General features: G+C 46.9%; 20 protein-coding genes and 1 other annotated feature. Of the genes, 4 read left to right on the forward strand and 16 right to left on the reverse strand.

The features are described from left to right. Positions 1–107: 107 nt before the first annotated feature. From hfq to ACETMN_RS19225, 12 genes are all read right to left on the reverse strand, one after another. The gene (gene hfq, locus ACETMN_RS19170) at positions 108–350 is read right to left on the reverse strand and encodes an RNA chaperone Hfq (RefSeq protein WP_017687918.1); all 243 of its coding nucleotides are present in this window, start codon (positions 348–350) and stop codon (positions 108–110) included. 373 nt (positions 351–723) lie between these two features. Further along, the gene (miaA, locus tag ACETMN_RS19175) at positions 724–1,680 is read right to left on the reverse strand and encodes a tRNA (adenosine(37)-N6)-dimethylallyltransferase MiaA (protein ID WP_411734960.1); all 957 of its coding nucleotides are present in this window, start codon (positions 1,678–1,680) and stop codon (positions 724–726) included. Then, positions 1,661–2,446 carry a class I SAM-dependent methyltransferase gene (locus ACETMN_RS19180; protein WP_091011953.1) on the reverse strand — a complete coding sequence of 262 codons (786 nt, stop codon included), beginning with the start codon at positions 2,444–2,446 and terminating at the stop codon, positions 1,661–1,663. Before ACETMN_RS19180 ends, miaA begins: the two co-directional genes overlap by 20 nt. A gap of 17 nt (positions 2,447–2,463) precedes the next feature. Next, complete coding sequence (gene mutL / locus ACETMN_RS19185; protein ID WP_091011952.1) at positions 2,464–4,692, reverse strand: DNA mismatch repair endonuclease MutL; 2,229 nt, start codon at positions 4,690–4,692, stop codon at positions 2,464–2,466. Positions 4,693–4,713: 21 nt separating this feature from the next. After that, entirely contained in the window at positions 4,714–7,521 is a 2,808-nt protein-coding gene (gene mutS / locus ACETMN_RS19190) for a DNA mismatch repair protein MutS (protein ID WP_091011950.1), read from the reverse strand. 386 nt (positions 7,522–7,907) lie between these two features. Next, positions 7,908–9,158 (reverse strand): putative amidoligase domain-containing protein, encoded by a 1,251-nt coding sequence (locus tag ACETMN_RS19195; RefSeq protein ID WP_256974854.1) that lies wholly within the window; start codon positions 9,156–9,158, stop codon positions 7,908–7,910. Between the two features lie 202 nt (positions 9,159–9,360). Beyond that, positions 9,361–9,921: an outer spore coat protein CotE gene (locus ACETMN_RS19200; protein WP_062835006.1), complete on the reverse strand. Its 561-nt coding sequence runs from the start codon at positions 9,919–9,921 to the stop codon at positions 9,361–9,363. Between the two features lie 75 nt (positions 9,922–9,996). Further along, the gene (locus ACETMN_RS19205) at positions 9,997–10,974 is read right to left on the reverse strand and encodes an aromatic acid exporter family protein (protein ID WP_091011949.1); all 978 of its coding nucleotides are present in this window, start codon (positions 10,972–10,974) and stop codon (positions 9,997–9,999) included. A gap of 348 nt (positions 10,975–11,322) precedes the next feature. Next, entirely contained in the window at positions 11,323–12,114 is a 792-nt protein-coding gene (locus tag ACETMN_RS19210; protein ID WP_373419790.1) for an ABC transporter permease, read from the reverse strand. Positions 12,115–12,152: 38 nt separating this feature from the next. Next, on the reverse strand, positions 12,153–12,947 hold the full coding sequence (locus ACETMN_RS19215) for an ABC transporter ATP-binding protein (protein ID WP_091011947.1): 795 nt from the start codon (positions 12,945–12,947) through the stop codon (positions 12,153–12,155). Positions 12,948–12,975: 28 nt separating this feature from the next. Continuing rightward, positions 12,976–13,980 carry an ABC transporter substrate-binding protein gene (locus ACETMN_RS19220; RefSeq protein WP_091011946.1) on the reverse strand — a complete coding sequence of 335 codons (1,005 nt, stop codon included), beginning with the start codon at positions 13,978–13,980 and terminating at the stop codon, positions 12,976–12,978. A gap of 159 nt (positions 13,981–14,139) precedes the next feature. Further along, a complete protein-coding gene (locus ACETMN_RS19225) occupies positions 14,140–15,654 on the reverse strand; it encodes a carboxypeptidase M32 (RefSeq protein ID WP_091011944.1) in 1,515 nt (504 codons plus the stop codon). Between the two features lie 349 nt (positions 15,655–16,003). Here ACETMN_RS19225 and ACETMN_RS19230 point away from each other — a divergent pair, with 349 nt between their 5' ends. The 4 genes from ACETMN_RS19230 to ACETMN_RS19245 all read left to right on the forward strand — a co-directional run bounded on the left by ACETMN_RS19230 (position 16,004) and on the right by ACETMN_RS19245 (position 18,202). Next, positions 16,004–16,579 (forward strand): beta-class carbonic anhydrase, encoded by a 576-nt coding sequence (locus tag ACETMN_RS19230; RefSeq protein ID WP_091011943.1) that lies wholly within the window; start codon positions 16,004–16,006, stop codon positions 16,577–16,579. Between the two features lie 173 nt (positions 16,580–16,752). Continuing rightward, complete coding sequence (locus ACETMN_RS19235; protein ID WP_091011941.1) at positions 16,753–17,319, forward strand: PadR family transcriptional regulator; 567 nt, start codon at positions 16,753–16,755, stop codon at positions 17,317–17,319. A gap of 98 nt (positions 17,320–17,417) precedes the next feature. Beyond that, positions 17,418–17,918, forward strand: a complete 501-nt coding sequence (locus ACETMN_RS19240; protein ID WP_091011940.1) for a hypothetical protein — start codon at positions 17,418–17,420, stop codon at positions 17,916–17,918. A 5-nt stretch (positions 17,919–17,923) separates the two neighbouring features. After that, complete coding sequence (locus ACETMN_RS19245) at positions 17,924–18,202, forward strand: YxcD family protein (RefSeq protein WP_017687903.1); 279 nt, start codon at positions 17,924–17,926, stop codon at positions 18,200–18,202. Positions 18,203–18,358: 156 nt separating this feature from the next. Here the strand turns inward: ACETMN_RS19245 and tyrS are convergent, their stop codons facing one another. The 4 genes from tyrS to ACETMN_RS19265 all read right to left on the reverse strand — a co-directional run bounded on the left by tyrS (position 18,359) and on the right by ACETMN_RS19265 (position 22,602). Then, positions 18,359–19,621, reverse strand: a complete 1,263-nt coding sequence (gene tyrS / locus ACETMN_RS19250) for a tyrosine--tRNA ligase (protein WP_091011938.1) — start codon at positions 19,619–19,621, stop codon at positions 18,359–18,361. A gap of 116 nt (positions 19,622–19,737) precedes the next feature. Next, positions 19,738–19,965, reverse strand: a binding site (T-box leader). A 99-nt stretch (positions 19,966–20,064) separates the two neighbouring features. Continuing rightward, positions 20,065–20,514, reverse strand: a complete 450-nt coding sequence (locus ACETMN_RS19255) for a DUF4375 domain-containing protein (RefSeq protein ID WP_091011936.1) — start codon at positions 20,512–20,514, stop codon at positions 20,065–20,067. A gap of 20 nt (positions 20,515–20,534) precedes the next feature. Then, positions 20,535–20,978, reverse strand: a complete 444-nt coding sequence (locus tag ACETMN_RS19260) for an Imm63 family immunity protein (RefSeq protein WP_091011935.1) — start codon at positions 20,976–20,978, stop codon at positions 20,535–20,537. Positions 20,979–21,132: 154 nt separating this feature from the next. Next, positions 21,133–22,602: a protein adenylyltransferase SelO gene (locus ACETMN_RS19265; protein ID WP_091011933.1), complete on the reverse strand. Its 1,470-nt coding sequence runs from the start codon at positions 22,600–22,602 to the stop codon at positions 21,133–21,135. Positions 22,603–22,697: the final 95 nt, after the last annotated feature.

Raw genomic sequence — 22,697 nt, forward strand, 5'->3', positions numbered from 1 at the left:
AAACATATTTTGCCCGGAATGAAAAGAACAACCCTTTATTCAGGTTGCTCTGTTTCAATACCTATACTTGTAGACGAAATGGTTGGTGAAAAGGTTTCGTAATTTTTTTAAGCTTCGCCACTGTTATCTTGCTGCATCAGCGATACGCTGCGTTGCGGCGTGAACGTGGAGATGGCATGCTTGTAGACCATTTGCTGGCGTCCGTCGCTGTCAATGACGATCGTAAAATTGTCAAATGCCTTGATCGTCCCGCGGATTTGGAAGCCGTTGGTCAGATAGACCGTAGCAGGAATATTTTCTTTCCGCAGTTGGTTCAAGAACGTATCTTGGATGTTGATGGACTTGTTCATTAGCCGTACCCCCATTGGTTCATTTGAATTCGTGTTCAAGTAATATTCAATATCGCTGAGTAGCTTTCGTGCTATTATATCATGAACAGTTTCATATAATCCACAAAAACCCCTTGTCTGCTATTTTACACCCATTCTTGGCGAGGCGAACAAATAGAAGACTTATCCATTATACACCGCTTGCCAGTTTTGCAAAAGAGGGACAAACTCTTCATTTCAAAGCTCATTTATTCATTGTTTAGCGAATCCTTAATCTCAACAACCTATTCTAGTGATAAATAAAAACCTCTATCCTTTTGACAACCAAAAGGTAGAGGTTTACATATCTTGATCTATTCGATGCCTGTCAGAAGAATACTAATCATCGCTCAAATCAATCAAATTTCCGTGTAATCAATTCACTTATCTGCTTGTATTTTCCTTCAAAATCCTTGGTATCCGTCATGTCCACCCATTTAATATCCTTCATATGGCGGAACCAGGAAAGCTGCCGTTTGGCAAACCGGCGCGTATCCCTCTTCAACCACTCCACCGCAGCTTCCCAACTCACTTCCCCTTGCAGGAACGCTGCAATCTCCTTATATCCCAGTCCTTGCATGGAAATATGACCTCTGGCCACTCCTCGTTCCAACAAGGATTTCACCTCATCTACCAGACCTTGTTCGATCATCAGATCAATCCGTTCTTCTACCCGGGCATACAACTTCTGGCGATCCATTGTCAAACCAACAATAAGAAGGTCATAAGGTGACTCTTTCTTCTGTACTGCCAGCTGATCAGACCACTTCTCGCCTGTGAGGTGATGGATCTCAAGCGCACGTACAATTCGCCTTTGGTCATTCGGATGCAGACGATCTGCACTGACCGGATCAACTTCCCTCAATCGATCATGAAGGGCCTGAGCTCCATTTAGCTCAGCGTAGCTGAATTGTTCCTCCCTGAACGCTTCATCCGAACCACTATCGGAAAATTGGAAGCCGTAACATACCGATTCCACATACAGACCGGTGCCACCTACAATAAAAGGCATTTTACCACGTTCATGGATTTCACTAATTAATCGTGTGCAACTCTCCTGAAACTCGGCTACAGAATACGGGTACTCCGGTTCATGAATATCTATGAGATGATGAGGTACACCCTTCATTTCTTCAGAGGTAATCTTGGCTGTTCCGATATCCATTTCACGATATACCTGCATTGAATCCCCTGAGATAATTTCACAATTGAAAGCTTGGGCAAGCTCGATGCTCATTCTTGTTTTGCCTACTGCTGTTGGTCCAACCAACACAAGCAGTTTGGGTTTTGGTTTAACTTCCACGTTCAACATTAATCACTCCGTACAGGGTTTTTGCATTCGCCCGATCAAGTATTTCAAATCCGAGCCTGTCAAACTCCGCGCTGCCGCGCTTTTCTTTCATCACTACCCGTTTACGGGCAACCCGTTTCGCTTCCATAATGCTCTGTTCATCCAGCGCGTGAGCATTAGCATAATCTCGCAAGGGCTGTATAGCACTTGAATCCATCATCGGTTCACGGAACATGGGGTCAAAATATACGGTGTCACAGCTTCGATCCGGCATGGACCGGAGTAACTCAAGATGATCCACATGCCGCAGATCTATGCGCCGGAAAGCCTCATCCACCAAGGGCTGATTGCTCTTATAATGAGACATGCCCTCCAGCAACAGGGTATAGAGCGGTTGAGAACTTTCACAGGCGATGACTTGTCCACTCTTCCCAGCCGCAACCGAAAATACCAGCGCATCTGAACCGAGTCCAGCGGTACAATCAACAATGGTGTCTCCTTCGAGTACTGCACCAGCTTCCAGCATAGGATCGGCTTCACCTCTCAGAACACGTTTAGCGCGAACAAATCCCATACTGGGGTGAAACTCAAGCTCCGTCGCATCTTTGCGAAACAAACGCGCTCTGCCATTGAGCACGACCAGGATTTCGTTGATACCGTAATGTTCAATCAGTCTGGGTAAAGACGTTCTATTGCGCGGTACGTAGATACCTCCCGTCGTTTCGGCGAGCTTACGTGCACGCCCCACCTGAGAGGCTATCTCCTTGTCACCGGTTGTAATGTACATAATGTCCCCCTAAATAGCTACATCACTCGTTTAAATAATTTTTCCAGATCATACGTTGAAAATGAAACCACAATCGGCCGCCCATGCGGACAAGTGTACGGCTGCCGACAAGAACCCAGACGCTGAATCAGCACTTCTGCTTCCTGATCCGTCAGCTTCTGGTTGGCTTTGATAGACGCCTTGCAGGAACACATGATGGATGCAGCTTCTCGCATTTTGGCTACATCTATGCTGCGTTCGCTTAGAACCCATTCGGACATCTCTTCGATAATGTCTTTCTCATCCCCTTTGGGGAACCAAAACGGATGGGAGCGCACACGGAACGTCTGTCCACCAAAATGCTCCAAATATACACCCGCCTGTTCGAACCAAGCCAGTCTTGTTTTCAGCTTTTCCGTCTCCGAAGGTGTAAACTCCAACGTAATAGGCAGCAGTAACTCTTGTGAGGCCTGGGCAGGGTTACCGAATTTCTCGTAATAGTATTCATAATTCACACGTTCATGAGCGGCATGCTGATCAATCAAATATAAACCCTGGTCATTTTGCGCGATCAAATACGTACCATGATGCTGTCCAATGAGACTCAGCTCAGGAAATTCGGGCATGGATGCATCCGATTTAATGGCTGCAGCAAGTTTAGTGGCATCAGGTAGACCTGAGGTTTTCCACGTCCGTTCGCCTCTTGCAATCGAAGACGGGTTGTAGGTTGACCGAGCTTCCCTAACCGGTGAATTTACAGATTCGGAGCGATACGTAGCTGGTTTACCTTCAGCCAACGGTTTTTCTGTTGCTCCACGATCCCCACCATCTTGAGAAGAGAGGTCAGATTTGGGAACAGTTTCGGTAGAACTTGTACTTGAACTTGTACTTACATCCTTAGTACCTTCCTGCACTTTAGAGATTGTCTGCCCCCCATCATTACTCGCCCCCTTCTGCAAAATATCCTCGTTCCAACTTTCTAACTGCTCAGGGGGGTGTGTAACCTCAGGTGGAGCTTCGGGCAAAGGCACGGTTTGTTTCTGTTCAGATACCGGCTGTACTGCGGACACATCCGCCGGAGCATCCAAATCCAGATCATCATCTTCCGTAGTCAACTTTAACAATGCATTAGAAGGTTTCCCGAGTGGACCTTCTTGCCCATACCCTTCTGCATCAGACTGGTCTTTCAGCGGACCACGTGGAAAGAGAAATTGTTCCTGAATAAAGGAACTATCGTCTCCACGTCGAATCTGCTGTTTTTTGACCTGTGGAATTAATACCTCCTGCCGGAGTATACCCCGCAACGTCGTCTCTATAAATTCATACAGTTCTGGTTCCTTGCTGAAGCGAACCTCCAACTTGGCTGGATGCACGTTCACATCCACAAGAGAGGGGTGCATCTCCAACTGCACCACGACAAGTGGAAAGCGATTAATGGGCAGCAAGGTATGGTAGGCTTTGAGAATCGCCTGATTGAGACCGTAATTGCGAACAAATCGCCCATTAACAATCGTTGACATACCATTACGATTCGCTCGTGTCCATTCTGGCAGGCTGATCAGCCCGCTCACCCGGTAATCCAGACTTTCACCCCGGATGGGAAGCATCGCTTTGGCAGCACTTGTCCCATAGATCGCTGCAACCACTTGCAGCAGATCGCCATTACCCAATGTCTGAAGCAACACATTCTCATTATGGCGCAGTCGGAACGAAATGTTTGGGTGAGACATCGCCATTCGGTAAAGGACATCTGATATATGTCCCAGTTCCGTCTGGATCGTTTTCATATATTTGAGTCTGGCAGGTGTATTGTAAAATAGTTCTCTCACTGCAAAATCTGTACCTTGGGGTGAGGTTGCATCTTCATGAGAGACAAGGTTCCCGCCTTCAATCACGATGCGGCGTCCTCGCCCGTCATTGTCACTTGCCGACAATACCTCTACCTTGGATACTGCCGCGATACTCGCCAAGGCTTCTCCACGGAATCCAAGACTTGTGATCTGGAACAGATCTCGGCCATGAGCTATTTTGCTGGTCGCGTGACGATAAAAGGCGGTTTCCATATCCTCTGGCTCGATACCTGAACCATTGTCTTTGACACGAATACTGAGGAGTCCGCCCTCTTCCACCGTCACTTCAATCTTGGTGGCGCCTGCATCCACCGAGTTTTCGAGCAACTCTTTGACAACTGAAGCAGGCCGTTCGACCACTTCACCCGCCGCGATCTGGTTGGCAATATGTTCATCAAGCACATGTATTTTCGCCACAGGTTTTCCCCTCCCTTATACTCAGGATAATTGCTGTGCCTTCAATTTGAGTTCATTCAATATCTGCATCGCCTGAAGAGGCGTCATATTCATGACATCGATATCTTTCATCGTACGGATGAATTCTCGCGCTGGTTTATCCACCGCAACTACATCCGGTTTCGTTGCCACATTCGGCTCATCATCCCCAAAGATGGACAGTTGAACCACATCCGAATGGTTTGCGCTGGACTGTGCTTTGCTGTTTGATTTCTTGGCATGCTGCTTCCCAGCCCCGGTCGAATCTTCAATAGGAGATGTGTAATCTGCACTTTCCGCAGTATCATGCTCCCGGAGCATAGACGCTGAATCCGTGTGTTGGAGCTCTCCATCTTTTAATTTCAAGCCTTCTTCCTGCTTCTCGTTTCCGATATATTCACTGCTCACCGCAACCTGAGCTGCCGCATGTTCAAACCCATGCAAAAGTCCATTCGCCCGCTCAATAATACTATCAGGCAGACCTGCAAGGCGCGCACAATAGATACCATAACTGCTGCTGGCTGCCCCGGCAATCAATTTGCGTAGGAAATTAACTTTGTCACCACTCTCCTGTACCGCCATGGAGTAGTTGGCCAGCTTGTCCAGACTCTCCTCCAGATGAGCAAGTTCATGGAAATGAGTTGATACAAGGGCTTTACAGCCGATGATATCATGTACATATTCAATAACAGACTGAGCAATAGCCATGCCTTCGCTGGTTGACGTTCCCCGTCCCAATTCATCGATTATAATCAGACTGCGTGGTGTGGCTTTGTCCGTCATGACCTGAATGTCGGCCATCTCCACCATGAATGTGCTTTGTCCACCAATGAGATCATCCGCGGCACCGATCCGTGTGAAAATACGATCCATGATCGGCACTTCCGCCTGAGCTGCAGGTACAAAACAACCCACTTGTGCCAAAATGGAGATTAAAGCGACCTGTCGCATATACGTACTCTTACCAGCCATATTTGGTCCAGTAATCAGCAGAATACGTGCCTCTTCCTTGGTCATTGCCGTGTGATTGGCAATAAATGCACCATCTCGCATGACCGCCTCAACGACCGGATGGCGTCCTTCTTCCACAACCAGATCATAACCGTCGGTCAACGTGGGCCGTACAAAGTTGCGCTCAGCACTGATCACCGCAAAAGATTGATACACATCAATTTCCGCTACCTGTTCAGCCAGCTTCTGCAATCTTGCAATCTCTTTGTTCAGCCGCTCGCGCAGCTCTGCGAATAGTCCATACTCAATATCAACCATTTTGTCCTGAGCTTCGAGAATCAGCGTCTCTTTTTCCTTCAACTCCGGCGTAATATATCGTTCTGCATTGGCAAGTGTCTGTTTACGTTCATAACGTCCCTCTGGCAGCGCGGACAGATTGGACTTGGTGATCTCGATATAATAACCAAACACTTTGTTATATCCAATCTTCAGCGATCGAATGCCCGTCGCCTCACGCTCTCGCGCTTCCAGCTCTGCAATCCACTGTTTCCCGTTGACCGAAGCCTCACGCAATTCATCCAGACGTTCATGATACCCTTCACGAATCAGGCCTCCGTCCCTTACCGATACAGGCGGCTCGTCCACAATGGCTTGCCCGATCGCTTCACGCAGATCATTGCAATCATCCATCGTTTCGGCAATATGCTGCAGTGTTGCGGAAGATGATCCTGCGCAATGCTGACGGAGTCCTGGAATTTTCTCCAGCGATGATTTGAGCGCATTCAGGTCACGACCATTGGCATTACCAAACGCAATTCGGCCTACCAAGCGCTCCAAATCATAGATGTCTTTGAGTTCTGCACGCAGGTCCTCACGCAATATAAACTGGTTGTACAACGTATCCACTGCTTCAAGACGCTCATTAATCTTCCCTTTTTGCAATAATGGCTTATCGACCCAGCGACGCAGCATTCTTGCACCCATGGACGTCTCGGTCCGATCAAGCAACCAGAGCAATGAACCTTTTTTGGAGCGTTCACGCACGGTTTCAACCAATTCCAGGTTCCGGCGGGTAAACGGGTCCAAGATCATATAATGATCCGGCTCATACGTTGAGATTTGGGTTAATTGTCCCAGAGAACGTTTCTGTGTCTCACTCAGATAGGAGAAAAGACGTGCAATGCACGCTTGACGTTCAGGCTCTAATCTTGCCCATACAGCCTCACCAAACTGCTGACGGACCAGTTCTTCCTTGTTCTTTGTCCACGCCGTGTAGACCACAGGGCGACCGATTGGAGATGCCTCGGCTTCTACCGTTTCGAGCAGCGCTGCATCCCCCACCAGCTCCGATGGTTCATAGATGCCGATTTCATCCTTAAGCCATTCCTTGGAATAGGGTACCGAAGTCACATACAACTCACCCGTTGACAGATCACAGGCCGCGAGCGCCAGCGTATTTTGATTACCTGTAAGACACACCATGTAGTTATTGGACTTGTCCCCTAGTGTTTTGCCTTCCATTACCGTTCCGGGTGTAACCACACGAACAATTTCACGTCGTACCATGCCTTTGGTTACACTGGCATCTTCCATCTGTTCACATATCGCAACTTTATATCCTTTTTCAATCAGACGCTGTATGTAATTGTCAGCCGAATGATAAGGTACACCGCACATCGGGATTTTGTCATCCGTGCCCCCGTTACGTGCAGTCAGCGTGATCTCAAGTTCACGAGCAGCATTAATCGCATCCTCGAAGAACATTTCATAGAAGTCACCCAGTCTAAAAAATAAAAAAGCATCTTGTGCTTCGGCCTTCACTTGCAAATATTGTTGAATCATTGGCGTATACTGAGCCATGATGAATATCCTCCATCCCGTTCCTATAATGTCAGGAAGAAACGCGTCCTGGAAGGACAATAAGACGGTCAGGCACTGTGTTTGCGCCTCCGCCTTATGTGTTGGCTAATCGCCACTTCCTTCAAAGGTTGCTGCTCCATATCTTCCGTAGCTCTCACTTATAAAGGTTGTTCAAAAAGTCCGCTTTTGATTACGAAGGATCCCTAGTGGCATCATCAGCGTCGAATATGGCATTCAGCCCAAATGTCCGTTGCTCACGTAGTTTTCCTACGCTCCGCTACTCCATCTCTAGCTTCATCCCATCTTCTCGGTACTAAAAACCGTTCTTTTTGAACTCGCACTTATAAAAGACTTGTTTCTTATTATATCAAAAAAACGTCCATACTTCATGAACCTGCCCGAATATTCCAGAGTTTGCGAATATCGCGGCTCTCATCCCAAGTTCTTCCCAGTTTTAATTGAAGGAGTAACGGAGACGCATACCGTTCATAACGTGCATATCCATCCAATCTCTTCAGATCATCTACCAGAGTTGGAATGTGTTCCTGAATCACTTCGCGCTTTCCCTCATAAAAAGCGGCATGAACCTCAGCTTTCGCCAACGGACGCTGCCGTAATTGAGTATACCCGCTCGCGATCAGACCTGCCAAGGCCACAACACCTTTCGCAACAAGGGGCGACACAAGAAAGCTGGGTAACGTACGGTACTCAAACCCACCATAGGATTTCAGGCGAAAATCACCAAGCGCTCCATAACGGGGTCGTCTTCCCGATCCACGTGGATCTTGCAGAAATGCCAGTGGCAATGCCAGATAATTGTCCAGTGCACGAAGCAGTTCCCCGGTAAGATTCACCCCGCTAAAATGAATATGACCACCCAGAGGTAACCCCCGTTGTGGCATCCCTCCTGCCTGCCAGATGAGCGAGTGATCACTGATGCTGCGGGAAGCGGCTGCGAATGCCCTCATCAGATGAGCCAGCAGTTCTCGTGGTTCGGAGCTGGGAGCAGGCCGCAATTCGGCAACCGGATATATGCGCCGTCCACCAATCGTCACGGAATCACAGCCTGCCATTCCTGTACGTTCAAGAAATCTGGAGGCGGGGACGATTTTGGATTCCGGCATCTGCACCAGAAGAAACTCTGGGTCCATGCCGAGTATCGGAGTGGGTCTGTGACTCTGCTCCTCATCCAGCAGTTCCTGATGCTGCTTCCAGCTTTCCCTATAGGTAGCAGCAAGGTTGGTCACCCCTTTCCAGGGACACGGGTCAATCGAAATCACTGCACAGCCGCCATTCCCTGAGGATTCCATTCGAACAGCTCCATGATCCAGTCCTAACGTATACAACGTTTTGATCGCAAGTCGTTCTACGCGCTTGAACAAGGTTGAACTCGCTTCACGCTCCAACAGAGTTTCCTGTGCCCCTCCCATGCCACTCGTATCCTTGCGTTTGATCCGGATCGCCTGCAGACAACTTATCTCTACGTCATAGCGTACACGCAAGCCTGGTTCACGTTTGCGCCGATCGTGCAGTGACAATACTTCAATGCCTGCCTGTTTCAACCGTTCTGCACGTTCTCCAGATGTCATCCTTTCATATCGTCGCAGCGCTTCCTCCGCTTGTTCCATCACATTCATTACGTCCCCCCTCCCGGATCATGCAACCAAAAATAAAAATAACCCCGCAATGCGGAGCCTTCCCGTGAAAGGTATTCCAGGCACATTGCGAGGCTCGTTACCACCCATTTTTCAATATTTAAGAAGAAAGAGGGCTTACGCCCTCTTCACCGCGCCTTCTGGCGCATATGATACCTTAGGTTATCCATTACAGGCGTCAAACTCACAGTTCATCGTCGAGCAGATCGGGATCGAGATCGTCATAATCTCCATCGCCACTGCCAAAGTCATAGTCCTTGTCTTCGTAATCACCGCAACCATCTGTGCAGACCTTCACACAAACTTTGGTTTCGGCAACGAGTTCCACAGCGAATTCCCGTTCAACCCGGATAATTACACTGCTTCCACCTGCTGATACTGTGGCTTCCACACAGCTGGGTTCCTGCGTTGCATCCGCAGATACCTCCACTGTGGAAGTCCGGTGTTTCGGGTCCAGATAGGACAAAGGCACATGTTCTACATACGAGACCGTTTCTTTGGCTACATCCGTCTGCGAATTCTTGTCGTAGGAATACCAAATGTTGATATCGTAAGTACCAATAACTTCAATTCCGTCACCCGCTGATACGGCTTCATATTGGTGGTTGATAATCCAAGCCCCCAAAATACTTGTCGGACCATTTGGCGGAGTCACGGTATGTGTTACGGTAGAGAACTTACGACCTTTGCCGCAGATCGCCTTCGTGATAATCTCTCTACATTGATGTTTATGACTCAATGACATCTTTAAACCTCCTCCATACAATCATTCACTACAAGTGTATGCAGGGCATTCGTCTAGGGTGACAACTATTTTCTATTATTCGTTTGTAGATTGGGACCGGTCCGAGATTGGGGACGGTGCTTTGTCCTTCTTCGCGACTTTCAGATACAGCGCGAGTTCACGGCACAACTGGAGAATTGCGGAACGAATCTCGAATTCTTCCCTTGTATCCGGCAGCTCCATACGTTTGAATTCTTCTTGCACATTCGCAAGAAGTTTTTCAGTTCGTCCGGTGTAGGATTCAGTAAGTACATCCTGACTAAGCTGATCGAACAGTTCCGATACCATTTCCGCATGTGGCATCTTCTGATAGATCTGGGACACCAGATGCATCATGTGCTGGATGGAGTCCAGCTGCGTTTTGCGCATATAGAAGTAGACACTCCATTCCTCATTCGGATGAATCACCTGATTCTCCAGAGAACGCTTGGCAGCATCAATACCGCCAAGGATCGCTTGATCTGCTTCAATCAGCTCTCTCCCCGCCCATGCTTCATTGGGATTACGCAGCGTGGCCGCAAATTCCTTGAAAATCTTCGAGAAGAGTTCATCGATTCGTTTGCGAATGCGTAGCATCTGTGGATCCGCTGCCGGCATATAGGCTAGGTTAACCACCATTGCGGAACCAAGACCAATTAACAACAAAGCAATTTGTACGAGGACGACATGCACGTCCATCTCCCCGCCGCCGAACACCCGAAACACAACAACAGAACCTGTAACAATACCTTCTTTGAAGCCTACCCGGACAATAGCCGGGAATGCGATCAATATGTATACCGCCAGCACCCAATAATGGAAGCCTAGAAAGTGAAAAAGTACACTTGCAAATAAAAGTCCAACTACGGAAGCAAAGAACCGCGCCGATATGGTGCGAATACTTCGTTTTCTCGTTACATCCACGCCAAGAATGGCAAGCAATCCCGCTGATGTTGGTCCCGGCAAGCGACACCAGTCTGCAATCAATACAGCCATTAATGCGGCGATTGCAGTTTTAATTACCCTAAAACCCATTTAACATTCCATCTCCTCTAAGCTGCAAAAAAATTCTTAGCCAGCTCGTCGCCTCATTCATTTATGATGACTAGTATGTCTCATCCAAATGTAAACTAGACGACATCAACCGACATGCGCATGCATGCCGGTCACAGCAACACGCCCCGAATGAGGGACGCTGGCAAGTTAGATCGTTGCGACAGAACCTCAAGGCCCTCTTCTCCAATCATCGCATTCATTCCGGATCTGCGCGGAATAATCATACTAAATATGGTACTTGATTTTACAGTATCGGGCAACGTGACACCCCTTGTGAAATTGTATACATACCATACCCGGTCACATTACGAGTAAAACATTTCCGAATCACCTGCGGCCAGCCAGCATTTTGCGTTCTGCATAGACAACAAGTTGGTACATGGCTGTTGCAACTGCAGCAATAATTAACAGACTCGATAATACAAGTGTGAAGTTGAATACCTGAAATCCGTAGATAATGAGATAACCGAGCCCTTGTTTGGCGACCAGAAACTCACCCACAATTACACCCACCCAAGCCATGCCAACATTCACTTTCAAGGTGGATACAATCGCCGGAAAAGAAGCAGGTAATACAACTTTTGTAAAAATCTCGGAACGGTCCCCACCAAACGTACGAATGACTTTAATATAATTGGGATCGACTTCATTGAAGCTGTTATACACCACCAGTGTCGTGATAATGACCGTGATGGACAATGTGGTCATGACAATCGCTGTAAAACCCGCGCCGAACATCACAATAAAGATCGGGCCAAGTGCTACCTTTGGCATACTGTTGAACACAACCATATAGGGGTCCAACACTTTGGACAAAAAAGGAGACCACCAAATTAAAACCGCAAGCAAGGTTCCAACGAGTGTTCCCAATAAAAAACCAACTGCCGTTTCCCCTACGGTTACCCCAACATGTGCCCACAACTCGCCACTAGCGATGTCCTTGCCAATCTGGACAAAAACTTTACTCGGATAACTGAACAACAACACATCAATCCAGCGAAGTCTGCCTGCCACTTCCCATAGCAAAAACATACATACTAGCATAGATAACTGTACGGCAAGCACTTGATGTCGCCATCTGGCCACCTGCTGAATATGATTCCGATGCAGCTGTCCCATCCATTCGTCACGCTTTTCCTGCTTCGGATTCATTGGATTCACGCGTCTTCTTCACCTCCCCCGGACTGATCCAGTTCACTCCACAATGCCTGAAACAACGCATTGAATCCTTCTTGCTCCCTGGCATGAAACGGCTGAGATTTACGAATTCCATCGGGAATGATAAATTCACGACGGATGCGGCCCGGATTGCGATCCAGTACAATGACGCGGTCACTGACCGCAATGGCTTCAGACAAATCATGGGTGACGAGAACAGAAGTTTTGCCAAACTGTTTTAACGTGTCCGAGACCAGATCCTCCAATTGCAGCTTGGTTTGATAATCAAGTGCCGAGAATGGTTCATCCAACAATAAAATTCCCGGATCGGTTGCCAGCGTGCGCACCAGAGCCACTCGCTGTCTCATGCCTCCTGAAAGCTCTGAAGGGTACTGATTCTCTGTTCCGGCCAAGCCCATACTTATCAGCAGTTCCCGTACACGTTCACGACTCCGTTCATCCAATCTGCCTGTCAGTTCAAGACCGATCAATGCGTTATCGAGAATGGTCCGCCATGGAAACAGATAGTCCTGTTGAAGCATATAACCAATCTGTGATGAGGGACCGCCAACGAGTTTCCCTTTAACCTTAACCTCTCCTCGGGTGGGTGTGAGCAGCCCGGCGATGATCGACAACAATGTCGTTTTACCGCATCCACTCGGTCCAACCAGACTGACGAACTCTCCTTTTTGGATCTCCAGACTCAAGTCCTCAATCACCAAGGAAGCTTCCCGCTCACTGACGTATACTTGAGAGATCCCCTCCAGTCGGATCACACTTTCGGATTCAGGCATTCTGCTCACTTCCTTTCCTGAATACCCATTACTTTGATTTCGTGGCTTCTTCCGCATAGGCATTATCCACAATGGCATTCAAATCCACGCGTTCTTTCAACTCTCCCGCAGCACTCATGACATCCAGCAGATTGTTCCACTCTTCCTCATCAATGATCGGGTCCGTTGCATAGCTGCCCTGTTCCTTATAACGGTTTACACTACTGATCAAAATGGCTGAATCGATGTCTTTGAAAAAAGGAGAAATGACCTCCGCAATCTCTTCAGCACTGTGGGAATCTACCCATGCCTGCGCTTTGTGCAGACCATTCGTAAATTTCTGTACGATATCCTTATTGTCATTCAGATAACTCTGTTTCGTCATGAAGACGGTATAAGGCAGACGACCACTTTCTGTTCCAAACGATGCAACAACCTTGCCCCGATCTTCTTGTTCAAAGATGGATGCCTGGGGCTCAAACAGTTGAACATAATCTCCCGTACCTGAGGCGAAAGCAGACGCAATGTTGGCAAAGTCCACATTTTGAATCAGCTCTAGATCACTTTGCGGATCAATGCCATGTTTGTTCAGTGCGAACTCCCCTGCCATTTGCGGCATACCGCCTTTGCGCTGACCGAGAAATGTCGAATCCCTCAGTTGCTCCCAATCGAAGCTACCTTCTGTGTTACGAGCGAACAGAAATGTACCATCCGTCTGGGTGAGCTGGGCAAAGTTAATGACCGGATCTTCCGCTCCCTGCTGATAGACATATATGGACGTCTCCGCTCCTACCAGTGCGATATCCACTGAACCTGCGAGTAATGCCGCCATCGTTTTGTCACCGCCAGCAGTCGTCTGAATATCCACCTCAAGTCCCTGCTCTTCAAAAAAACCTTGAGCCACAGCCACATATTCCGGTGCGTAAAATACCGAACGAGTCACTTCGCCAATCGTAATCTTGGCTTCATTCTCTTCCTTATTACAGCTGGTGAGCGCCACAATGATAATCAGCAGAATAACGATGCCCCGGACGAACCATGGCGTGTATTTCATGTTGTTTCCCTCCTTCACTGGTTTCAGCAGTTTCTCTCTATTATGGATATGCCGATGCCCAACAAAAGGTTAAGAACTTAAATGCAAAAAAGAGCCGGGCAATGATGCCCGACTCTTCAGCTCTTCGAAATGTTATTCAATATGTTATATATGGGTTACCTACAGCTTGTAAATCTCGGCGTATTTGGCTTCCAGATAATCGGCCAGATAATCCGGGTTCAACTCTTCACCCGTTACGGCAACAATCAATTCGGAAGGTGTGCGACTTTTGCCATACCGATAGATCTTGTCTGTAAGCCATTCCTTAATTGGAATCAGATTACCTTCGGCAATAAGAGTATCAAACTCCGGCATTTCCTTGCGCAATGTATGTAGAATTTGAGCTGCATACATATTACCCAGAGAATACGAAGCAAAGTAACCAAAGTCACCACCAGACCAGTGAACATCCTGAAGAACGCCGTCTCCATCATTCGTTGGCATAATACCGAGGTATTCCTTGTATTTTGCATTCCAGGTCTCCGGGAGGTCTTTCACTTCCAGACCATCGTTGAATAACATTTTCTCGATCTCATACCGGATAATAATATGCAGGTTATAGGTCAGTTCATCCGCTTCAATCCGAATGAGTGAACTCTCCACCCGATTGATTGCACGATAGAAATCTTCCAGTTCAACCTCGCTCAGTTGCGGGAAATGCTGCTGCAAATCTTTATAATAACGTGTCCAGAATGGCAGGCTGCGACCAATCATGTTTTCCCAAAGACGGGACTGTGACTCATGAATCCCCATGGACGTTCCTTCGGCAAGAAGGGTACCCGCCAGACTGTCATCAATATTTTGCTCGTACAGGGCATGTCCGCCCTCATGCAGTGAACTGAAGACTGCGCTTGCTACATCATCTTGCAGATAATGTGTTGTGATCCGCACATCACCCGGGTTAAGACCCGTTGCAAAAGGATGAACACTCTCGTCCAATCGTCCAGCTTCAAAGTCATAGCCCATTTGTTCCAAGATGAACAGACTGAATTTTTCCTGCTGTTCGGTGTCAAACAACTGATTCAGGAACTCTGTATTTGGCTTGTTTTCTGAAGCATTGATCTTCTCTTGCAAAGGTACCAAACGTGCTTTGAGGCGAGCGAACACAGCGTCCACTTTCTCAACCGTCAGATCTGGTTCATACATATCAAGCAACGTATCATAACGTGTATCCTTCACACCCCAATAATCAATAAACTCCTGTTTGAGCTTAACGATATCTGTCAGATATGGGGAGAACCCGGCAAAATCACTGTTATGCTTGGCATCTTCCCATGCCGTTTCTGACTTGGCCGTGAGCACGGTATATGCTTGCACTTTCTCAGGTGGTACAGACTGACTGCGATCATATTCTTTCTTGCAATCTTCAACCTGACGACGATCTATATCTTCGAGCTGTTCCAATACCGCTGGAGTCGTTAATGCATCCAGGTAAGTCTTCATGTCAGCCGAGGTTTGCAGCTTGAATGCTTCGGTGGACAACATACCCAGCGTCTCCGAACGTGTCGGAACGCCTTTTTTCGGCGCACCTGTGCGCAGATCCCAGTGAAGCAAACCAATGGCTTCATGATAGCTCTTAATTTTACGAGCCAGATTACGGAAGGATTCCAAATGTTCCTGTGTTTGTTTATCCATTGTTATCGTTCACCTCTTCAAAAAAAATGTTATACCCTATTGATGATACTTTTTGCATTGCGTATAATCAACTTTTAACAGATGAAAATTGCATTGTTCTCCTAAAGATACGTGTTCCAAAAGTCTGGTTTTCATTACCGAGAAGATAGTAATTGAATTTAACTTCGATGCTGATGATGCCCTTAGGCATGATTTGTAATCAAAAGTGGACTTTTTGAACAACCTCTAAAGGGTTCGAGTAATGCCATCTGCTGACCGTGAAATACTATTAAAGCAAAGGCGCGTAGGACAAGCTGCATCATATGCAAGTGGCCGTGCTCGTCGTATTGGATAACAGGAGGCAATGGACATGAACAACATTCAAGAGATTTTGGCTTACAACAAATCATTTGTCGAGACCAAAGAATACGAAAAGTATACGGCTGGCAAGTTTCCAACCAAAAAGATGGTTATCATCACTTGTATGGATACACGTCTGGTGGAATTGCTGCCCAAGGCTATGAACCTGAAAAACGGTGATGTGAAAATCATCAAAAACGCAGGCGCAATTATCTCTCAGCCTTTCGGGAGTGTAATGCGTAGTGTACTTGTCGCCATCTATGAACTGGGTGCAGATGAAGTCCTGGTAGTGGGGCATACGGAATGTGGTATGGCTTCCCTTCACGCAGAAACCATGATTGGACATATGGTAGAGCGTGGTGTATCGGAAGAAGTCATGACTACTCTGGAGAATTCGGGCATTCGTTTGCAAAAATGGTTGCGCGGGTTTGACAGCGTCGAAGAAGGGGTAAAGCATACTGTGGAAGTGATCAAGAAGCATCCTTTACTTCCTCCCAATGTACCCGTCCACGGCATGGTTATCGATTCTGCCACAGGTGAGCTTGATCTTGTCGCTGAGGGGTATGGACAACAGGCATCTCTCTAAATGGTTTGGAGTGCGGACCTTATGGTTCGCACTTTTTTTGTCTAAATTAAGGCAGTTGTTCTGTCAGGTTGTCAAACCATACAGTTTCAGTGTACACTTTTTATGAAAGCGGTCAAAGAAAGTAAAAACGATTGTTCTCTCTGACCTAGCCCTAATATTAAGGAGACATGTGCATGAACATACTTTCCTACGGATTACTCGGGCTGCTTACCCGCGAGGAGTCATCGGGCTATGATCTGATGCTGAAAATCCAGCCTCATTGGCAGGCGAAACACAGCCAGATCTATCCCCTCCTGTCCAAGATGGAAAACGATGAGTTATTGGCCTCCCGCTGGGTACAACAGTCTGACAAACCGGACAAGAAAATGTACGCAGTTACGGAAAAAGGCATTGAAAAGCTCTTGGAATGGATGATTACTCCTGTTACCGCACCGGTTACACGCGATGAATTTAATTTGCGTATTTTGTGTGTTGGCATAGCGGAAGACGGAAGCATGAGACGCATTCTGAATGAGCGTAAAAGCTGGTTCATGGAACGCATACGTTATTTCGAGGATCTGAAGTCACGTATACCTCAGGATAATCTTCGTGTAGGCAACCGAGATTTTGGAAGCTACATCCTGGTACAAAAAGGGTTAATGCACGCACAAACAGGCCTGGAATGGTGTCATTGGGTTACCCAATTGCTTGATGGCCAAGCTGCAATTCAAGACCCAAGTCCAAGCGTTTCGGAAGTTTAATAAAATTTGAAACGTTCCTGCAAGTTGACCGTATTACATGAGTAAGGCCCATTTTTGGGCGATTCAAACAAATTAATCGGGGGGTTACGATCTTTACAATGAAGAAAAAATTTGGATTTAAACATCTAATGATGGTATTTATGGCCTTTACATTATTGTTCGCAACAGTGGGAGTAACGAATCCGGATTCTGCGGATGCAAGACGTGGTGGCGGATTCAAATCCGGTACAAAAAGTTATAGCAATACACCTAAGAAATCCGACTCCAACAGTAACGTGAATAAATCCAATTCCGGTAATAATTCCGGTACTGGTGCAGCTGCAACTCGTGGTGGATTCTTCGGCGGTGGCGGAGGATTCATGAAAGGCATGATGCTTGGTGGTCTTGCTGGTATGATGTTCGGCGGATTGTTCGGTGGCATGGGCGCTCTGGGTAACATCCTTGGATTGCTCGTGAACGTTGCAGCAATTATGTTGATTGTTATGCTGGCTATGGCACTCTTCAGAGCCATCTCCAATCGTCGCAAACCTGCAGCGGATGGTCGTTATGACCGTCGCAATGATCGTGATGACGACCGTAACAGAAACGGACGGTACTAATCTCTATGGTTCTGAGCATGGATGAAATTGTGAATGCAATCTGTATTCATATGGCAGAACGTAAGGGTGTACGTCCAACCGATGTGAATGTAGAACTGAGCTGGGAAGAAGATACAGGTTATTCCGCTGAAGTTTGGATCCAAGGCCGTAGTCAATATCTGGTGGAGTCCAATATGATTGAAGCAATTCTTCGTTACCTGCACAGTGAATACAACATCCGGGCGTACCGTGAGAACGTACGACTTGATCTGGATGAAGAGATCACAGCGATTGTTAATCAATAAGATAGGTCAGTCACTGGCCTGATATACGAAAGACCGCCTCCCCTCTGTCGCCTGACAGAGATGGAAGGCGGTCTTTTTGTTTCTTTATTTGTAGCTTTATTTGTATCTCTATTGCAGTCTCTATAAGTGTCTGTGTTACATTCTACTTCTTGGAAACTACGATTGAAGTTTAACCAGGCTGTAGTTCTTCTTACCTTTGCGGATAATGATGAATTTACCGCCAATGGCATGCTCTGCAGACACCGTGAATTCAAGCTCCGTGATTTTCTCACCATTCATGGAAATTGCACCTTTGGTGACATCCTCCCGCGCCTGGCGCTTGGATGGCTCCAGCCCCAGATCTACAAGCCAGTCGACGATATTTTTCGCTTCGCCGTCCGTTTCGAATGTTGGCATTTCCTTGAAGCCCTGCTCGATTTCGTCTGCCGTCAGAGAACGGATATCACCACTGAACAGCGCCGCTGTAATACGCTTAGCCTGTTCGAGCATTTCTTCGCCGTGTACGAATTTTGTCATTTCTTCCGCAAGTGCTTTCTGTGCTTCACGTCTGTGCGGCTCTGTCTCTACCTTTTCAGCCAAAGCTTCAATTTCTTCTTTGCTCAGGAAGGTAAAGTATTTCAAGTATTTGATCACATCACGGTCATCTGTGTTCGCCCAGAACTGGTAGAATTCAAATGGTGTCGTTTTGTTCGGATCAAGCCAGATTGCGCCGCCAGCTGTTTTACCGAATTTGGTTCCATCGGATTTAAGCATAAGTGGAATGGTCAGACCGTACGCCTTCGCTTCAGATCCTTCTTTTTTACGAATCAGATCAAGACCACTCGTGATATTCCCCCATTGATCGGAACCGCCAATTTGAAGCTGTACATCTTCGTTCTGGAACAGGTGCAGGTAGTCGAGTGATTGAAGAATCTGGTAGGAGAACTCAGTAAACGAGATTCCGCCTTCCAGTCTGCTCGCAACTACATCCTTAGCAAGCATTGTGTTGAGGTTAAAGTTTTTGCCGTAGTCACGCAAGAATTCAATGACATTGATTTTGTGTGTCCAATCGTAGTTGTTCACCATGCGTACCTGATTATCCCCGTCTGTTACAAACAACTTCTTCATCTGCGCGGTCAGTGCATCCACGTTCTCCTGCACTTGCTCCATCGTTTGCAAAGAACGCTCTGCCTGACGACCACTTGGATCACCAATCGTGCCTGTAGCTCCACCAATCAAAATAACCGGACGGTGTCCTGCCAGTTGAAAACGTTTCAGCATCATGAAGGGAATTAAATGTCCGATATGCATGCTATCCCCCGTAGGGTCAACACCGCAGTACAAAGAAACGGACTTCGTTTCAGTCAACTCACGTAATCCCTCTGCATCCGTTTGCTGGTTAATGGCGTCACGCCACTGTAGTTCATCAATAATATTCATTTGTATAACCCCTTTTCTATCCTCAAGATTCAGTCATGATCAACGTTAATTTACGAAAAAACACACTGGAACGGCTTTTTTGGACACAAAAAAATCGCCTCCTTGTCTTCATTAGACACAGGGACGATTATCATAACCGTGGTACCACCCAAATTGCATGGATAACACATAACCTTAACACGCTATCCATACCACTTTTGGCAATATATCGTTTGCCCATCCGCTTGGCATTACCCAAGTACTCCAGAGTGTAATTCGCAGCCCTTGTATGTATCAGGTTCCATCAACCCCTGACTTTCTGTAACAGGGACAAAGCCGCTACTGCGCTCTATCAACGTGATTCATGTATTCAATTTATAGCAAGTATAGCCGAACGTTTCAGTCATTGCAAGACCAAGTATGCAATCCTTAAACAGAACAACGGATGCTTAGTTGAAACCAGATTATATAATCATCATGTTCAATTTTCCGTGATAATAACCATAGGCTTTCTCCGCGATCTGATCCTCATTATTCCAAAACTGCTGATCCAGCGCATCTAACTGCTGCTCTTGTTCCTCTGTCAAGAATTTAGGAATATCCCACAGATCAGTAAGCCTCTCATCCTCTGTCAGATGCTCAATGCATCCGTATGCTGACGTTATAATCTCCACGACTTGAGTCGCACCAATGATATGTAATGCCCGCAACGCGTAACGGTATGCCTCTTCCCCCCAGTTACAGAAAAACTGTATAAAACCACCATTAAAGACATCCGCCTCTAACAGCCATAAAGCAGCAACGTCCTGCTCGTTCGAAGTTAACGATGCCCAGCCCTGTTCAGATTCATTCTTTTTTTCGACAAATAACACAGCATAGTCATACCATTCATCATTAATATCTTGCTCACTCACGTTACACACCTCACTTTTCTTTATGCCATGCTCTCTAACTCCTGACGTTTACCCGTCTGATGCCAATGTAAATACGGATTACCGATCTGTTGGAAGGCTTCCAGAACACCCCTGTTCAGGTCCTTCATCACATCATTTGTATAGTTCAAATGCGTCTCTTTATTATCCACGCCATGTCGTTCCAACAATCCTACATGCGTCGCGGTGAAAATAATATCTTCCAGCAGCCAATAGATGACTTCCTCTGGCTGTTTTACTCGTTTCTCTAACGAGACGAGACCACGTTCGTATATTCGAACAATATACGTATCTTTTCCACACTCTACATAGGGTACACCATCCCATTTAAAGGTCTCAAACAAGCGGTTAACATAGTTCTGCATCTGTTCTCTAGGGAAAGTTGTAAGCTTTAAAAGCTGTATAAGGATGTCTGCCAATTGTTGTTTGCTTAACATGTTGGACATGAATGCACCTGCCTCTATAAAAGTAAATCTCTATTTCTCTAATTATTGCATGATAATCTCCGAATTCAATTCCCATGATGGATTTTAACATCGATGACAGAATGAAAAAATGAAAAGACTGCCCAAGGCAGCCTCCTCATTCCATACTGTTCAATCAGGTCCCACAAAAAGTCTGATACGAAGTATTGCATTGTGCAGGTAGTTCGGCATATTCAGCCTGCTCAGGTGAGTGTGCGAACGGGTCTGAAAGAACCGCCAAAAGCTTCTGCATCACGCTAAGATCTCCGTGGTTCTCCGCTCGCTCAAGGGCTTCCTCGACCCGATGATTGCGGGGAATGACGGCTGGATTGCTTGTTCTCATCAACTGCCGATAGGCTTCCTTCCCCTCATGCTGTGTTTCCAATCTTGCTTGCCAACGTTTATGCCATTCCGAAAATTCTGTCGATGCATACATTGTTATCCCTTCCAATGTGTCAAAGGTCAACGCCAGGAACGTATTGGTGTAATCCGCACTATGCTTCTCCATGAGTTCGAGGAGATCCTTGATCAGCGCTTCATCTTCGGCTTCTTCATCCAACAAGCCTAGTTTGGCACGCATCCCCTTAAGCCAGTGCTGATGGTACAATTCAGAAAATTGTGCGATAACATCCTGCGCAAGTTGCACTGCCTGCTCTTCATCTTCATGCAACAACGGCAGAAGTGTCTCGGCAAATCGAGCCAAATTCCACCCGGCAATATAAGGTTGATTGCCATATGCATAGCGACCTTGTCTGTCAATGGAGCTAAATACGGTCCCAGGATTGTAAGCATCCATAAAGGCACATGGACCGTAATCAATGGTCTCACCACTAATGGCCATGTTATCCGTGTTCATCACACCATGAATGAAACCAATACGCTGCCATTGGGCAATGAGAGCCGCCTGCCGTTTAATCACTTCCTGAAGGAGCAAAAGATAACGATTTTCGGCTTGAGCAACCTCGGGGAAATGTCGATGCAACGTGTAATCAGCCAACGCCCGAAGATCTTCAATAGACCCCCATCTTGCTGCGTACTGAAAGGTTGCCACCCGGATGTGACTAGAAGCAACACGGGTCAAGATAGCCCCTGGCCGCTCTGTTTCGCGGATAATGTTTTCACCTGTTGATACCACAGCCAGACTGCGTGTCGTTGGGATCCCCAGTGCATACATCGCTTCACTAATAATATACTCTCGCAACATGGGCCCTACAGCAGCACGTCCATCTCCTCCACGAGAGTACGGTGTTCTGCCTGAACCTTTCAGCTGGATATCCACTCGCTCGCCCTGTGGCGTTATCTGTTCACCCAGCAGCAAAGCACGACCATCTCCAAGCATGTTAAAATTGCCAAATTGATGTCCTGCATAGGCCTGAGCCAAAGGCTCGGCTCCTTCCGGAATCGAATTACCTGCAAAAATTTGCGCCCCTTCATCACTGTCAAGAGACTCCACATCCAGTCCCAAGCCGGATGCAAGCAGTCTATTGAAAATGATCAGCTTTGGTGATTCAACAGGCACCGCGCCCTGACTTGTAAAAAAGGGTTGCGGTAACTGCGCATAACTATTCTCCAAGTTCCACCCTTTGTTCAACGTTTCTTGTTGCATGTGATCACAACTCCTTTTCTGTACCAGAGATATCCCTTGGTTATATTGTAGCCTTGTGAACCAATGCTCATTTATGTAGTCGCATGGAAATTCAA

The sequence above is a fragment of the Paenibacillus sp. M2 genome, assembly GCF_046713495.1.
Lineage (GTDB): Bacteria > Bacillota > Bacilli > Paenibacillales > Paenibacillaceae > Paenibacillus > Paenibacillus amylolyticus_B.

Coding starts and splice junctions, on each gene's coding strand:
- ACETMN_RS19180 (WP_091011953.1), bottom strand. CDS start 2,446: ATGTACATTACAACCGGTGACAAGGAGATAGCCTCTCAGGTGGGGCGT.
- ACETMN_RS19265 (WP_091011933.1), bottom strand. CDS start 22,602: ATGCAACAAGAAACGTTGAACAAAGGGTGGAACTTGGAGAATAGTTAT.
- ACETMN_RS19235 (WP_091011941.1), top strand. CDS start 16,753: ATGAACATACTTTCCTACGGATTACTCGGGCTGCTTACCCGCGAGGAG.
- ACETMN_RS19260 (WP_091011935.1), bottom strand. CDS start 20,978: ATGTCCAACATGTTAAGCAAACAACAATTGGCAGACATCCTTATACAG.
- ACETMN_RS19230 (WP_091011943.1), top strand. CDS start 16,004: ATGAACAACATTCAAGAGATTTTGGCTTACAACAAATCATTTGTCGAG.
- ACETMN_RS19195 (WP_256974854.1), bottom strand. CDS start 9,158: ATGAATGTGATGGAACAAGCGGAGGAAGCGCTGCGACGATATGAAAGG.
- ACETMN_RS19245 (WP_017687903.1), top strand. CDS start 17,924: ATGGTTCTGAGCATGGATGAAATTGTGAATGCAATCTGTATTCATATG.
- ACETMN_RS19225 (WP_091011944.1), bottom strand. CDS start 15,654: ATGGATAAACAAACACAGGAACATTTGGAATCCTTCCGTAATCTGGCT.
- miaA (WP_411734960.1), bottom strand. CDS start 1,680: ATGTTGAACGTGGAAGTTAAACCAAAACCCAAACTGCTTGTGTTGGTT.
- mutS (WP_091011950.1), bottom strand. CDS start 7,521: ATGGCTCAGTATACGCCAATGATTCAACAATATTTGCAAGTGAAGGCC.
- ACETMN_RS19205 (WP_091011949.1), bottom strand. CDS start 10,974: ATGGGTTTTAGGGTAATTAAAACTGCAATCGCCGCATTAATGGCTGTA.
- hfq (WP_017687918.1), bottom strand. CDS start 350: ATGAACAAGTCCATCAACATCCAAGATACGTTCTTGAACCAACTGCGG.
- ACETMN_RS19215 (WP_091011947.1), bottom strand. CDS start 12,947: ATGCCTGAATCCGAAAGTGTGATCCGACTGGAGGGGATCTCTCAAGTA.
- ACETMN_RS19240 (WP_091011940.1), top strand. CDS start 17,418: ATGAAGAAAAAATTTGGATTTAAACATCTAATGATGGTATTTATGGCC.
- ACETMN_RS19210 (WP_373419790.1), bottom strand. CDS start 12,114: ATGGGACAGCTGCATCGGAATCATATTCAGCAGGTGGCCAGATGGCGA.
- tyrS (WP_091011938.1), bottom strand. CDS start 19,621: ATGAATATTATTGATGAACTACAGTGGCGTGACGCCATTAACCAGCAA.
- ACETMN_RS19200 (WP_062835006.1), bottom strand. CDS start 9,921: ATGTCATTGAGTCATAAACATCAATGTAGAGAGATTATCACGAAGGCG.
- ACETMN_RS19220 (WP_091011946.1), bottom strand. CDS start 13,980: ATGAAATACACGCCATGGTTCGTCCGGGGCATCGTTATTCTGCTGATT.